Annotated in this window: 15 protein-coding genes; 13 read left to right on the top strand and 2 right to left on the bottom strand. The window is 52.4% G+C overall.

Features of this window, described 5'->3' with window-relative positions:
* Positions 1-205 precede the first annotated feature (205 nt).
* The 12 genes from OH31_RS08225 to tmpT all read left to right on the top strand — a co-directional run bounded on the left by OH31_RS08225 (position 206) and on the right by tmpT (position 11,325).
* Complete coding sequence (locus OH31_RS08225) at positions 206-1,039, top strand: hypothetical protein (RefSeq protein ID WP_242402232.1); 834 nt, start codon at positions 206-208, stop codon at positions 1,037-1,039.
* 15 nt (positions 1,040-1,054) lie between these two features.
* Positions 1,055-1,690, top strand: a complete 636-nt coding sequence (alkB, locus tag OH31_RS08220) for a DNA oxidative demethylase AlkB (RefSeq protein ID WP_024930350.1) — start codon at positions 1,055-1,057, stop codon at positions 1,688-1,690.
* Between the two features lie 195 nt (positions 1,691-1,885).
* Positions 1,886-2,212, top strand: coding sequence for a ribosome hibernation-promoting factor, HPF/YfiA family (gene hpf / locus OH31_RS08215; protein WP_019881018.1), 327 nt, complete (start codon positions 1,886-1,888; stop codon positions 2,210-2,212).
* A 141-nt stretch (positions 2,213-2,353) separates the two neighbouring features.
* Positions 2,354-3,304, top strand: coding sequence for an HPr(Ser) kinase/phosphatase (gene hprK / locus OH31_RS08210; RefSeq protein ID WP_019881017.1), 951 nt, complete (start codon positions 2,354-2,356; stop codon positions 3,302-3,304).
* Between the two features lie 19 nt (positions 3,305-3,323).
* The gene (gene rapZ, locus OH31_RS08205) at positions 3,324-4,205 is read left to right on the top strand and encodes an RNase adapter RapZ (RefSeq protein ID WP_024930349.1); all 882 of its coding nucleotides are present in this window, start codon (positions 3,324-3,326) and stop codon (positions 4,203-4,205) included.
* Positions 4,206-4,229: 24 nt separating this feature from the next.
* Entirely contained in the window at positions 4,230-4,637 is a 408-nt protein-coding gene (locus OH31_RS08200) for a PTS sugar transporter subunit IIA (RefSeq protein ID WP_019881015.1), read from the top strand.
* Between the two features lie 12 nt (positions 4,638-4,649).
* Positions 4,650-4,919, top strand: a complete 270-nt coding sequence (locus OH31_RS08195) for an HPr family phosphocarrier protein (RefSeq protein ID WP_019881014.1) — start codon at positions 4,650-4,652, stop codon at positions 4,917-4,919.
* Complete coding sequence (gene ptsP, locus OH31_RS08190; RefSeq protein WP_024930348.1) at positions 4,920-6,671, top strand: phosphoenolpyruvate--protein phosphotransferase; 1,752 nt, start codon at positions 4,920-4,922, stop codon at positions 6,669-6,671.
* A 127-nt stretch (positions 6,672-6,798) separates the two neighbouring features.
* Positions 6,799-8,829: a M3 family metallopeptidase gene (locus tag OH31_RS08185; RefSeq protein WP_024930347.1), complete on the top strand. Its 2,031-nt coding sequence runs from the start codon at positions 6,799-6,801 to the stop codon at positions 8,827-8,829.
* A 64-nt stretch (positions 8,830-8,893) separates the two neighbouring features.
* Positions 8,894-9,205 carry a hypothetical protein gene (locus OH31_RS08180; protein WP_019881010.1) on the top strand — a complete coding sequence of 104 codons (312 nt, stop codon included), beginning with the start codon at positions 8,894-8,896 and terminating at the stop codon, positions 9,203-9,205.
* Between the two features lie 180 nt (positions 9,206-9,385).
* Complete coding sequence (locus OH31_RS08175; RefSeq protein ID WP_019881007.1) at positions 9,386-10,633, top strand: hypothetical protein; 1,248 nt, start codon at positions 9,386-9,388, stop codon at positions 10,631-10,633.
* A gap of 53 nt (positions 10,634-10,686) precedes the next feature.
* Positions 10,687-11,325: a thiopurine S-methyltransferase gene (gene tmpT / locus OH31_RS08170; protein ID WP_024930346.1), complete on the top strand. Its 639-nt coding sequence runs from the start codon at positions 10,687-10,689 to the stop codon at positions 11,323-11,325.
* On the opposite strand, the gene OH31_RS08165 is transcribed toward tmpT, so the two are convergent.
* On the bottom strand, positions 11,308-11,979 hold the full coding sequence (locus OH31_RS08165) for an HAD family phosphatase (RefSeq protein WP_024930345.1): 672 nt from the start codon (positions 11,977-11,979) through the stop codon (positions 11,308-11,310). The two genes, tmpT and OH31_RS08165, sit on opposite strands and share 18 nt — an antisense overlap.
* Before the next feature lie 261 nt (positions 11,980-12,240).
* On the opposite strand from OH31_RS08165, the gene OH31_RS08160 reads away from it, so the two are divergent.
* The gene (locus OH31_RS08160; protein WP_024930344.1) at positions 12,241-13,134 is read left to right on the top strand and encodes an N-acetylmuramoyl-L-alanine amidase; all 894 of its coding nucleotides are present in this window, start codon (positions 12,241-12,243) and stop codon (positions 13,132-13,134) included.
* A 164-nt stretch (positions 13,135-13,298) separates the two neighbouring features.
* Here OH31_RS08160 and OH31_RS08155 read toward each other — a convergent pair whose 3' ends face one another.
* Positions 13,299-14,186: a transglutaminase family protein gene (locus OH31_RS08155; protein ID WP_024930343.1), complete on the bottom strand. Its 888-nt coding sequence runs from the start codon at positions 14,184-14,186 to the stop codon at positions 13,299-13,301.
* Positions 14,187-14,190 lie beyond the last annotated feature (4 nt).

Here is a 14,190-nt window from a genome sequence, read left to right as displayed (position 1 = left end):
AGTGAATCAGGCAGTAGGCGGTCACGCTGATGAGCCGTCGTTGACTCCGTGCGACCCTGCCGATATAGATGGAGCGCACCCGCCCTGACCTCTGCTTACAAGGAACGCCCTCACCATGCGTCGCTTTTATCGCTGTTTGCTCACCACCATACTCTTGGCACCAATATTTCTTAACTGGTCGATACCAGTGCAGGCGCAAGAGACGATGCAAGTATGGGTGACGGTCGATTGGGAAGGTTTGTCACTACAAGAAGACAACCTGCAAGCCATGCAGAAATTCAGGCAACAGTTTCCGCAGATTCCTTTACTGCACCTGATCAACCCAGCTTACTTTATCCAGCCTGGCGTTAACCGCGCACAAATCGGCAGCCAGATACGCAGCACCTTGTTACCACAAGACACCATCGGCCTGCATATACACCCCATGCGCACGCTGGTGAAATATTGCGGGATCGGCTACCAGGCGGAGCCTTCGATTTCTGGCACGGATGAGCACTGCACTCAAGCCAGTTGCGGTCACACGGTCAGCCTGGAATATGCCTACAGCCAGACCGAGCTCACGCAGCTGGTCAGTTGCGCCAGTGAGTTGATGGTCAGCAACGGCTTCAACCGTCCGCGGCATTTTCGCGCAGGCGCCTGGCAGTTTGGGCCCAACTTACAAGCGGCGCTGGAGGCCAACCAGTTTTTGTGGGACAGTTCGCGTATTGATGCCAATTTACTCACTACGCGCTGGCATGCCGATAGCCCGTTAGTCAAACTGCTACAGCAACTGCACCCGCAAAGCACACCCATGGACCAACCCTATGCGCTGGGCTACAAACTGATGGAATACCCCGACAATGCGGCCATGGCCGATTACACCAGTACCAAACAATTGCTGACCCTGTTCGAACAGCTCCTTAATGCCCACCGGCCGGTAATGGTGATGGGCTTTCACCAGGAGTCTGCCGCCGACTACCTGCTGCGCCTGGAGCGTACCATCCCACGCATGGAGCAGCTGGCCAAACAAAGGAATGTGGCCATCGAATGGATGCCATAAACGAGACCAGGCCCTATGGATTTATTTCCTGAACACCGCACCAAGCCTGTCGCGATCGCCGCTGGCGCCTGCTGGCTACCCGGCTTTGCCCTGTCAGTGATGCCAACGCTTTGGCAGATGTTACAGCAGCATCTGGCCGCGCATCCCGCACAACAGATGATGACACCCATGGGCTTAATGTCAGTCGCCACCAGCAGCATGGGCCATTGGGGCTGGGTAGGCAGTTCGCAAGGCTATGGTTATCTTGCATACGACCCGGTCACCGGACAACCGTGGCCAGCGATTCCACCAGTGATTTTGCAGTTGGCGGCAAACGCCGCCGCACAGGCAGGTTACAGCGACTTTGTGCCCGACAGCTGCCTGATCAACATTTACCAGGCAGGCAGCAAAATGGGCTTACATCAGGACAAAGATGAACAGGATTTTTCACAACCGATTGTTTCGGTATCCCTCGGCATCCCGGCCACATTTTTGTTTGGCGGAGCCAAACGCAATGACGCCTCAGCCAAAATTCCGCTGCAACATGGAGACATCGTGGTATGGGGAGGTGAAAGTCGGCGCTTTTATCACGGTGTTGCTGCCATCGGGGCTCATCAGCATCCACTCACTGGCAACAAACGAATTAACCTCACACTGAGAAAAGCAAAATAAGCCACAAATGCTAAGCAGGCGCTTATGCCCACCCAAAGAAGTCTGCACAAATGCTGATTAGCATCAACAATCCACCTCACTTCCGGGTTGCATCCGTTTTTCAAAAGAGTAAACTGAAACTGTCTTATCGCACTTTCACTTCTTTTTTATAGGTGAAAAATTCCGACAGGACAATTTCAGAAAAAGGAGTTTGTCATGAATTTACAACTTACAGGACATCATTTAGAAATCACACCGGCATTGCGCGAGTACGTCTTATCCAAGTTCTCCCGCATCAGCAATCACTTTGATCATGTGATTGATGTCAAAGTCACCATGTCTGTTGAAAAGCTTGCCCAAAAGGTTGAAGCGACATTACATGTGCCAGGCAACGATTTGCACGCGACCTGCAGCGATGAAAATATGTATAGTGCCATCGACATGCTTACTGACAAACTTGACCGTCAGGTATTGAAACACAAGGAAAAACACGGCGACCACCATAAATCCGGCGGTGCAGTAAAACACCAGTTAAGTTCCTAAGTCTTGCCTCACATTCTCTACCCGCACGGGTAGAGAACTCAAACCCGCCACACACATCACTTTTACGTCGTTTCACCCCCACCGCTCAGCATTCAGTTGTAGAATGGCTGTCAATTCCCTGTTTACATGTTGACAACACGTATGGCGCAAATCTCAGTCGCTGATTTGTACAAGCAGATTCGCAGCAAACTCAAATTGAAATGGGTGGCAGGCGAGTCTGGCAGTCAAAAAATACTCAACTCCGGCACCGTGACCAAACCTTCATTGGCATTGGTCGGGCATTTGAATTTTGTGCACCCGAACCGCGTGCAGGTACTGGGTTGTGCCGAGATGGACTACATGGCCAGCCTGAGCATACTGGCGCTACAACAAGCGGTGAGCAATCTGTTCTCCACCGACCTGGCCATGGTAGTGGTGGCCAATGGTGAAAAAGTGCCCCCCATCATGCTGGAGGCCGCCCAGCAAACGCAAACCCCTTTATTTACCACCCCCATGATCAGCCCGCAGCTCATGGAGCTGCTTAGCCATTATCTGGCCGTGGCCACGGCAGAAACCACCAGCATGCACGGCGTGTTTATGGAGGTACAGGGCTTTGGTGTGCTGATTACCGGCAGTGCTGCGATTGGTAAAAGCGAACTAGCGCTGGAGCTGATTTCACGCGGCCATCGCTTGGTGGCCGATGACATTGTCGACTTTTACCGCACCTCGCCCGAGCGCATCGAAGGCCGCTGCCCGGAACTGCTACAGGACTTTTTAGAAGTGCGTGGCCTGGGCATTTTGAACATTCGCGCACTCTATGGCGATAATGCGGTCAAACCTACCAAGCCACTGGATATGATGATACAGCTGGAACTGGCCGATGAAATGAAGCCGCAAGACCTGGATCGCCTGAGCGCCAACCGGCAGACCCAGCGAGTGCTGGATGTCGAAATCAGCAAGGTGATTATTCCGATTGCGGCAGGCCGCAACATCGCCGTGCTGGTCGAGGCGGCCGTACGCAACCATATGCTATTGTTGCGCGGCGTTAACGCCACCAAACAACTGACCCAGCGGCAAAAGCAAATCATGCTCAGAGAAAGCAAATTACGATGATAAGAAGTGGGTCACACGTATGCAACTAGTGATTGTCACAGGGTTATCCGGCTCGGGTAAAACCATCGCTTTGCGTGTGTTTGAAGACAGCGGTTATTACTGTATTGATAACCTGCCTGCCACCTTATTGCCTCATATTCAAAACCACGTCGCTGACCGCGATGCGGCAAAAGTCGCTGTCAGTATTGATAGTCGCAGCATTGCCATTGAGTCGTTGCCGGATATTTTGCAGACCCTGAAAACCCAGGGCATTGCCGTGCACCTGCTGTTTCTGGATGCGAGCCTGGAAACTCTGGTTAAACGCTTTTCCGAAACCCGGCGCAAACACCCGCTGAGCACCCCAGATCAGGCACTGTCTGAAAGTATTAACCACGAACGAGACCTGCTCTCTGGCCTGAATAACCTCGGCCACCATGTAGACACCAGTAATTTGTCGGCCAATGCCTTGCGCCACCATACGCGCGACTGGATGTTGCAAATTGAGCAAAGTTACCAGGAAGCGCGGCCGCACTCACTGGTGTTATCGTTTATTTCATTCGGCTTTAAACATGGCATCCCGCTGGATGCTGACTTTGTATTTGATGTGCGCAGCCTGCCCAACCCGCATTACGACCCGATTTTGCGTCCTTACAATGGCAAGCAGGCCCCAATTCAGCAATTTTTGCAAAACGAAGCCATGGTGCTTGAAATGCAGCGTGACATTCAGCACTATATAGAAAAATGGCTACCAAGCTTTTATCACGACCATCGCAGCTATGTCACCATCGGCATTGGCTGCACAGGGGGGCAACACCGTTCCGTCTATCTGGTGGAACAACTGGGGGCATATTTCAAGCAACAGCATCAAGTCATGATACGTCATCGTGAATTACAAGATGCCCATGCCACGGTTACCCCTTAAACTACGGAGTCTGAGAGCAAAATTATGATTGGTGTATTGATTATTGCGCATGGCAGCCTGGGCCCAAGCCTGATCGACTGCGCAACCCATGTGATGGGTAATCGCCCGGCACAGCTGGATTTCCTGGAAATTTCCAAGCATGATGACCCCGCCAGCGTACTGCCCAAAGCACAGGTGCTGGTGAAGCAACTTGATAGCGGCCAGGGCGTGCTGGTGTTGTCAGATATTTATGGTGCGACACCATGCAATATCGTCACCCGCTTGCTGACGCCTGATGAAATCGAAGGCGTGGCCGGCGTTAACCTGCCCATGCTGGTACGTGTATTGAATTACCGCCATGAAGGCCTGCACTCCTGTATCCAGAAAGCGCTGAGCGGCGGCCGCGATGGCGTTGTCCACTTTACCAAAACCACTTGTCACCACGCACAATAACCTTCACACCCTATGGTCAAACTTTCTCTCGAAATCATTAACAAACTCGGCCTGCACGCACGCGCCTCTACCAAATTCACCCAAACTGCCAGCCAGTTCAAAAGCGAAGTCTGGGTAGAAAAAAATGGCCGTCGCGTCAACGCCAAAAGCATTATGGGGGTCATGATGCTGGCTGCCGCCAAAGGCAGTATCATCGATATCGAAGCCACGGGGGCAGATGAAGCGCAAGCGATTGCTGCCCTGCAGACCCTGGTGAACGACTACTTTGGTGAGGGCGAATAATTGACCAGTTTCAGCATGCACGGCGTGGGTGTTTCCAGTGGCATTGCCATTGGCCATGCCCACCTGATTTCCCATGCCCTGCTGGAAGTGGTGCACTTTAAAATTGAGGCTGATGGTGTTGCCGAAGAAATCGCCCGTTTTGAACGCGCCATTGACCTGGTCAAGCAGGATCTTGAACAACTCAAATCCCAGCTTCCCAAAAGTGCACCTGCCGAACTGAGTGCATTTATCAACACCCATTTGGCCATGCTATCGGACAAGTCGCTCTCCGAGGCACCAAAGACAATTATCCGCAATGAATTATGCAATGCCGAGTGGGCGCTCAAGCAGCAAATGGACGATATTGTTGCCCAGTTTGATGCCATTGAAGACGCCTACCTGCGTGAGCGCAAACAGGATGTGGTGCAAGTTGTTGAGCGCGTGATCAAGGTATTGCTGGGCCGCGACCAACTGGCGGCCAGCGAAAAAAAACTGCAAGCCAGGCAAGAGCGCGCCATGATCCTGGTGGCGCATGATGTTTCACCAGCGGATGCGATCCAGTTTAAACATCACCAGTTTGCGGCCTTTATCACCGATGTCGGCGGCGTCACCTCACATACCGCCATTCTGGCACGCAGCCTGAATATTCCGTCCATTGTGGCGCTGCAACGTGCCCGCGATTTAATCAACGACGGCGAGCTCATGATTGTCGATGGCGCGGCAGGCGTGGTCATCGTCAATCCGGATCCGGAAGTCCTGTCCGAGTATCAACTCAAACAAAACCAGTGGCAACTGGCGCAACAAAAGCTGCAACTGATCAAAACCACCAAAGCGGTGACGGTGGATGGTATCGCGATTGATTTGCTGGCCAATATTGAAGTGCCGGAAGACGTGATTAGCGCCAAGGCCTCCGGTGCCGTGGGCGTCGGCTTGTACCGGACCGAGTTTCTGTTTATGAACCGTGCAGAAATGCCCGGCGAGCAGGAGCAGTTTGAGGCCTACAAACATGTAGCCGAGGCCATGAAAGGCCATCCGGTGACCATCCGCACGCTGGACATCGGTGCAGACAAGCAACTGAACCCGGATGAAGTGGTGACTGCGACCAACCCGGCACTGGGTTTGCGCGCTGTGCGTTATTGCCTGGCAGAACCGCATATTTTCCACAGCCAGTTCCGCGCCTTGCTACGCGCCTCGCATTATGGTCAGGTCAAAATCCTGATTCCCATGCTGTCGACACTGGCCGAACTGCGGCAAACCAAACTCTTGCTGGAACGTGCCAAAGAGTCACTACGTCAGCAAAAAATTCCTTTTGACGAACAGATTCAGCTGGGTGGCATGATAGAAATCCCTGCCGCCGCCATTAATGCTGACGCCTTCGCGCAAGAACTGGATTTTCTGTCCATCGGCACCAATGACCTGATTCAATATACGCTGGCGATTGACCGCGCCGATGATGCCGTGGCGCATTTGTACAACCCCTTGCATCCGGCGGTGCTGCGCCTGATGCAGATCACGATTCAGGCCGCGGCAAAATATGGCAAATCGGTCTCGGTCTGCGGGGAGATGGCGGGCGATATCAAACTGACGCGTTTACTGGTCGGTATGGGCATGCGCCAGCTCTCCATGCACCCGGCACATATTCTGAGCGTGAAATCGCAAATCCTGCAGAGTGAAGAAAATATCCTGGCCAAGCAGGCCAAGAAAATCCTGTCATTCAATGACCTGGAAAAAATCGTACCGCTGATTAAAAAATATAACGGTGAGTTGCTTTAGCAAGAGGCGCGCAGCCTCTTGCATTTAGTAAACTCATCACCATCATCAATATATACAATCACCCAAACGCGAACATTTGGCCAATAATAGGTCTCTATCAGATATTGCAACCCTCAAAGGATACGTTGTGAGCACTAATCCATTACTCGTTTTTAACGGCCTGCCAAAATTCGATGACATCCGCCCCGAGCATGTGTCGCCGGCGATTGACAGCCTGCTGGCTGAAGGCCGCACCCTGGTTGAGCAATTAGCCACAGCAACGGACACCCCTGACTGGCAAAACTTTGTGCAACCGATTGAAAACTATTCGGAAAAACTATCGCGTAGCTGGGGACCGGTCGGCCATATGAACGCCGTGGTCAATACGCCAGAGCTGCGTGAGGCTTACAATGACAACCTGGCCAAACTGACTGATTTTTATAGCGACCTGTCACAAGATGAGCGCCTGTATAACAAATATAAAGCCATTCAGGCCAGTGCAGGCTATGCGAAACTCAGCCGCGCGCAGCAAAAGATCATCGACAATGAAGTACGCGGCTTCAAACTGGGCGGCGCGGAATTGGCAGCGGCAGAAAAAGTCCGCTTTAAAGCCATTGCCGAGCAATTGTCTAAATTGGGTAGCAAGTTTGAAGAGAACATTCTCGATAACACCAATGATTTCAAACATCTAGTCGCAACTGCGGACGAACTCGGCGGTTTGCCGGAAGATGCCCTGCAAGCGGCGGCTGAAGCCGCCAAGGCCGAAGGCAAAACAGGCTATCTGTTTAGCCTGCATTTCCCGTCCTATATGCCGGTGATGCAATATTGCGAAAACCGCGCACTGCGCGAAATACTATATCGCGCCTATGCCACCCGTGCCTCAGAATTCAGCAAGCCCGAGTGGGATAACACCCACCTGATTGCCGATCTGCTCAAACTCAAACGGGAAGAAGCACAACTGCTGGGCTTTAATAATTATGCCGAGCTGTCACTGGCGACCAAAATGGCGGATACACCAGCACAAGTGATCGACTTTTTGGATACGCTGGCCAAACGCGCTAAACCATATGCCGAGAAAGACATGGCCGAACTAAAAGCCTATGCAGAAAAACTCGGTTTTAGCGATATGCAAGCCTGGGATGTGGCGTTTATCAGCGAAAAACTGCGCGAAGAGAAATACGCCTTCTCCGACCAGGAGGTCAAACAATACTTCCCCGAAGACAAAGTGCTGGCGGGACTGTTTAAAGTGGTGGAAACCATTTTTGGCGTACAAGTGCGTAAAACCGATGCGCCGCTGTGGCATAAAGATGCCGGCTTTTACGAGATCAGCGACCAGCAACGCCAGCCGATTGCCTACTTTTATATCGACTTGTACGCGCGCCAGGGCAAGCGCGGAGGTGCCTGGATGGACGAATGCATCACGCGCCGCAAAACTGCCAACGGCATTGAGCTGCCAGTCGCTTACCTGACCTGTAATTTCTCCGCCCCGGTCGGTGACAAACCGGCGCTGTTTACGCATGACGAAGTGATTACGCTGTTCCATGAGTTTGGTCACGGCCTGCACCACATGCTGACACAAGTCGATGAATACAGCGTGTCTGGCATCAAGGGCGTGGAATGGGATGCTGTCGAACTGCCGAGCCAGTTTATGGAAAACTTCTGCTGGGAATGGGACGTGTTGCGCCACATGACCGCCCACGTGGAAACTGGCGAGCAATTACCACGCGCCCTGTTCGACAAAATGGTCGCAGCCAAAAACTTCCAGGCCGGCATGCAAACCGTGCGTCAAATTGAGTTTTCATTATTTGATATGCGCCTGCACAGTACGTTTGACCCCGCTGGCAAGCAGACGGCTCTGGATGTGCTCGAGCAGGTACGTACCGAAGTGGCGGTATTACGCCCACCAGCATGGAACCGTTTCCCGAACAGCTTTAGCCATATTTTTGCCGGTGGTTATGCCGCGGGCTATTACAGCTACAAATGGGCAGAAGTATTATCCGCCGATGCCTATAGCCTGTTTGAAGAATTGGGCGTGCTGTCTGAAACAGCGGGTAGCCGCTTTAAGAATGAAGTGCTAGCGCAAGGCGGTGCCCGCCCGGCCATGGAATCGTTTGTTGCCTTTAGAGGCCGCGAACCCAGCATGGATGCCTTGCTCAGACATAACGGCATGAGCCACTAACGCAACCTCAAGCCAGGTCTCGCCAGACTTGGCTTTTTAATTTACTTTATCCAAGGACGCCTTTATGTCACACACTGCGCGCTGGCTTTTAATTGCCATATGCTTTGCTTCCTCTTACAGTTTTGCCAGCCAATCTGCCGACGACGATATTCAAGCCAAAACGCCAGAAGGCGACGAGGTAGTCCTACACTCCAACGGCTATTGGGAGTTTAAAGACGCCAAAAAGGCCGCGGTGGCCAAAGTCAAAGTGGAAGAATTTGAGCGTAGCAACGGCTGTCCGCTTGGTATGCGTCCGAGTTTTCTCGGCATGGGTCGCTGTATTTCATATGATGACCCTATCCTCAAGCGCGGCTCATTAAGTGGTAAAAGCCGTTGACCATTCAGACAGCAAGAAAGCACTAAAACAGGGCAGCCATGGCTGCCCTGTTGCATTTTGTGTGCTGCGAAGTACCCATCACTTTCATGCCAACTCACTGATAGCAATTGGTTTTCTCCGGCAAAGCCAAGTGGAACGCGCCTTGCTTAAACATGGTTTTACATTTAATGTTGAAGCACCATGATTAACTCACTCGACTTTGCCCGCCACGGCGACAAACAAAACTCAGCCTTCTTTGAGGAGTATTTACAGAAGCTGCTTGAAGAACGCGATCAGATGGGCCTGACGGAGATGATTCAGGAAATTGATGCGCTGATGATCACGGTGGACCCGGATCATTCAATTCAATATATCGCTGAATTGTCGCTGATGACCTCCTACCACTACCTGGTCACGCTGGAGAGTGAAAAGCACTGGACGCATGTGTTGCGTATAGACCTCAACTCGCCAGACTTGCTGGTACGCGAGGTCAAAGACCCCAACCTGCGTGGTATTTTCCGTTCACTGAATGAGATATACCCGGTGGGTGCGCGCAAACCCAATAGCCGCTATATGGGCGAGATTATCCGCGTCAGCAATATGCATGAGGTGGTCAAATTGCAGGAAGAGCGCGAATTCCGCTTTTTCACGCAAGACGAGGTACGCAAACTGGAGCTGCCTGGCAATGTGGCGATCAGCAAGCCATCGCCGTATACGCATAATATCGTTGGCTATATGAAACGTGATCCTGGCGAACTGCGTGTGTATTCACTGGGCATTAGCACCATACGCACCGATGTGCAGGCCGCGTATGAGCAAGCCAAAGACCAGCAAGCCAAGCTGCGTATAGACGACCTGATTTTGCCGGTCGATCACCTGGCCACGCGCGTCTATAGCCAGAACCGTGAAGTGGCGATTCTGGAATACCTGTCCTGGTCCAGCTATTTTTTCTGGGGCGCCTACAATATCTGGGACCAGAACTCCTCAACCAATGTCACCAAGAGTGTACATGGTTTTGCCGAAACCAAGAGCCCGGCCAAAGTGTTCACCGCCAACAACACGCCCTACTTTGTGAATCACCTGGAGAAACTGCCCTCGCCGACCGAAACCTTTGTGCGCAACTATGGCCCGCGCTTGCACCACATTGCTTTATCGGTGAAAGATGGCACGCGTGATGGCAAAGAAAATATCGACTTTGTCGTCAATGCCATTGCCAGCCAGGGCAAAGGCTTTTTGCTGGATGTGATCGGCTCGAAAGAAGAAGGGCTGAAACAGATATTCTCCAATGCCTCGGAGCATTCCTCACTGATTATTGAATATGTGCAACGCTACGATGGATTTGATGGCTTTTTTACGCGCGACAACGTAGCCAAACTCACGGAAGCGGCCGGCGTGGAAGAAGGCGTGCTGGAAGCGCAAGCCAAACTGAGCCAGCTGGCTGGCAAATAAGCTGGCCAGCGTCATGCCTTATACTGGGTGCTATTCCATCACCTGAACACCCTATGCATCACGACTTCTGGCATCAGCGCTGGCAAAACCAGCACATCGGTTTTCACTTAAGTGAAGTGAATCCGTTTTTATTGGCGCACTTTCACGCATTAAACTTGCAACCCGGCCAACGTGTGTTTGTCCCCTTATGCGGCAAAACGCTGGATATTCACTGGTTATTGGCGCAAGGCATGCAAGTTGTGGGGGTTGAGCTCAGTGCATTAGCGGTGGATGCATTATTTGCTGAGCTTAAACTCACACCAAAAGTCACACAAGCAGGTGGTCTCAGACACTATCGTGCCAAACAAATAGAAATATTTCAGGGTGACTTTTTCGCACTCACTCAAGGCCAGCTAGGCACCGTGTATGCCGTCTATGACCGCGCGGCCCTGATTGCCTTGCCAGACGAGATGCGCAAGCAATACTGCCAATACCTCATGGCCATCACGCAAACGGCTCCGCAATTGCTGGTCAGTTTCCAGTATGACCAGTCCTTAGTGCCTGGCCCGCCCTTTAGCGTCCACAAAGAAGAAGTAGCCACCCACTATCAGGCACATTATGTGCTGAAAGAGTTAGCCAGCATCACGCTGGAAAAAGGCTTGAAAGGACAGTATCCGGCTGAAGAAACGGCCTGGCTACTCAGCCCGCGCTAAGACACAACCGGCCAGGCTGTCATGTTGCTCCAGCCAGTGTTGCAGGCTTTCTACGACTTGATGTGCATGCGCTCTTACCAGTTCGCTTGGCTGCCGCAGATCTGGCACCACTACCACGCGCAAACCTGCGGCAATCGCTGCCTGTGCACCCAGTTCGCTGTCTTCAAACGCAATACATTCCTCTGCGGACAATCCCAGTTTTTCCAGCGCCAATAAGTAAATATCCGGGTGAGGTTTACCTCGTTTGACTTCCTGCCCGCTGGTGACATGGCTGAAATAATCCAGTACACCGGTGTGCGTCAAGCGATGAGTGATATGCGGAATCGGCGAAGAGGATGCCACACTGCAGACAATGCCTTGTGACTGGTAATACTGCAACAAGGCCTGCGCGCCATGTTTGAGCGGAAATGCATGATCGCGCAGTGCTAGAAACGCATTCAAGCCCTGCATCACGTGCTGGAAGTTAGCTTCGCTGCCCAACTGTTGCGTCATCAGCCGCGTGGAATCCGACCATACCCGCCCCACCAGCTCGACATATTCGGCCTGGGTATAGGTGATGCCGATGGTGGCCGCTGCCTGGATGCAGCCTTGCATAATAATGCGCTCGGAATCGATCAGCAGACCGTCCATGTCAAAAATAGCCGCTTTAATCACTGACAATGCTCATGTGCAAATAAAACCCTATTTTACCGCGACTGAGTTGCGGCTAAACACACACTTTTCAGCATATATGCGTTTATTTGTCGCCAACATTCCGTCAAATCAACACAACTTAACAAAGGGTGGCTAATATAAAAGTACATGACACCAGCACACCGGCGGCTCATGCCATACAGAGATCGCCACAGTAGCGTGGATGAACACAGGTGGCGGCACTTCAATCGACAAAGTATCAAATCGTAAAGGAGCCCCACGATGGACAAAGCAAAACTGTATACCTTGCGCTGGTCAGCCATGCAAATCGCCAGACTGTCTGCCGACCCGAAAGTGGATGCACTGGCACTCAGCCAGATTGAAATCCTGTCACAATTGCTGGAAGAACCGGTCCCCGAAGAGTTCAGGCCGCCGGAACCACCCCGCCCCAGTTTGCATCCGGAAGCAGTGGCCTCTGAAAAAAAGCGCTATCCGCTCGGCGAAAGAAAACTGTGGTATCCAGAAGCCGTCGTACGCACGGACATTAAACGCGCGGCACAGGGTGAATACCCCAAATCCTATCCTTATGGCGCCATCGTGCATTTCACCGCCGGACAATACACCAAAGGCCTTGAAAATGCAGTGAGTGCCATTTCGGGCAGCCCGTATTTCTTTTGCTGCATCAGCACCGACGGCAAACTGGTGCAAGCTAATCCGCTCAACCAATGGGGTTATCATGCTGGCGAAAGCGCCTGGACCATCGCCGGTGAAAAACGCAGTGGCGTCTCCAACTTTCTGGTGGGTATTGAAATCACTAATCCCGGGCGGCTCGAAGTACATAACGGCAAGTATTACACCTATTGGGATACCGGCCACAAACAGCCCATCGATGCCAAAAAAGTACGCGTGATTGATAAAAACACCGACAACATGCTGGCCGGTGCTTACTTGCCTTATAGCAAAGCGCAGGAAACCACGCTGATTGAATTTCTGCTATGGGCCAAGGCAAACAACCCCAGCGTGTTTGACTTTGACTATGTACTCGGCCATGACGAAGTGGCTGGCCCCAAAGGCATAGGCCGCTGGCGCAAAAATGACCCGGGCGGTGCGCTGTCAATGACCATGACTGAATTCAGGCAATTGCTTAAAGATGAGTATAAAAAACGCTATGGTTAATGATGTGCAGGCAAAAAAATGCCCCGACAAGTCGGGGCCAATCGTAGACTTTACTACTGAATCTACGTCCTCACAGGGGGTAGATTAAACGATGCGCATGCCTCCAGAATTGACTCACATCAAACCACCTGCTGAAAACGCTGCAAATCGTGCTGAGGGTAAAGCTAAACCGTAGCGTATTCTAGCGGCGTCACCGTGACATTCACGGTCAGATGTTGCTGACCACCGCCCAGTACGACGCCACGCATGGGTGATACATCGCTGAAATCGCGGCCCCAGGCCACGGTAATATGCTCTTGCTGCACCAGGCAGTTATTGGTCGGGTCAAAGTCCACCCAGCCATATACCGGGCAATACACAGACACCCAGGCATGTGACGCATCCGCCCCGACCAAGCGCGGTTGGCCTGCGGGCGGATGCGTGAGGATATAGCCACTCACATAGCGACATGCCAAGCCCAGCGAACGCAAGGCACCAATCATCAGGTGGGCAAAATCCTGGCAAACACCACGGCGACCTTTGAGCACTTCATCCAGGGGCGTGGAGATATCTGTCGCTTGCGGGTCAAACTCAAACTCGGAATAGATATGCTGAGTGAGCGCCATGGCGGCGTCCAGCAACGATCGTTGCGGGGTAAAACACTGGCGAGCAAAGCTGGCCAGCGCCTCGCTGACTTGCACCTTGGCCGTGGCATAGACAAAAGGCGTGGCGCTTAAATGTTGCGTGGCCTGCAATTGCAGGGCGTCATGCACGCTTTCCCAAGCCGGGCTTTGTGATAGCTCAGCCAGGATAGGCCGCGGCTGCACATCGACCTGAAATCGCGATGTCACCTCCAGTGACTCATGTGGCACCAATAAGGTGACGTAATCATTATGATTACCAAAAAAATCCAGGCGCCGTGATTGCTCAGCCGGTACCGGCTCACAGACCAGCGTATAAGACACACACTGCTGAAAATCCGTCTGGCGCGGCATCATATGCAATAACTGCTGTGACTGGATCACAGGAATATCGTAGCTGTATAGGGTTTGGTGCTCCACCTGATAGCGCATCGCC

Source organism: Methylophilus sp. OH31, assembly GCF_000576615.1.
Taxonomy (GTDB): Bacteria; Pseudomonadota; Gammaproteobacteria; order Burkholderiales; family Methylophilaceae; genus Methylophilus.
This window is presented reverse-complemented; position numbering and strand designations above follow the sequence as displayed.